This window comes from Chryseobacterium sp. SIMBA_038 (assembly GCF_046535115.1).
Lineage (GTDB): Bacteria > Bacteroidota > Bacteroidia > Flavobacteriales > Weeksellaceae > Chryseobacterium.
In genome coordinates this window covers 1-364 of the sequence record NZ_JAWRXH010000052.1, presented here as the reverse complement: position 1 = coordinate 364, position 364 = coordinate 1, and the positions used below count along the sequence as shown (strand labels likewise).

Sequence of the window (364 nt, the reverse complement as noted above, 5' to 3'; positions counted from 1 at the left end):
GTGATGGCTTCGCCGTTGGCCAATGGCGTATCTAGGGTCTCGCGATAGGCGCCCGAACCATCGGCGGTGGCCGTGCCAATCGGTTGATCGTTGGCATCGAGAACGGTCACGGTACTGCCCGCTTCAGCGGTTCCTGCCACGATCGTGCCGTCAAAGCTGTCAATCACTGGCGCCGTTGGTGCCGTGGTATCAGGCGCCAGCGCTGGTACCGACTCTAATGAAACGTTGGTCGCCGCATCGGTGGCCGTGGCGGTGATGGCTTCGCCGTTGGCCAATGGCGTATCTAGGGTCACGCGATAGTCGCCCGCACCATCGGCGGTGGCCGTGCCAATCGGTTGATCGTTGGCATCGAGAATGGTCACAG

The 364-nt window shown here is 62.1% G+C and carries 1 protein-coding gene; it reads right to left on the bottom strand.

The window, feature by feature from the left end; translation table 11 throughout:
- The coding region (locus SB689_RS22685) for an Ig-like domain-containing protein (protein ID WP_410694330.1) at positions 1-364 on the bottom strand (364 nt) is incomplete at both ends.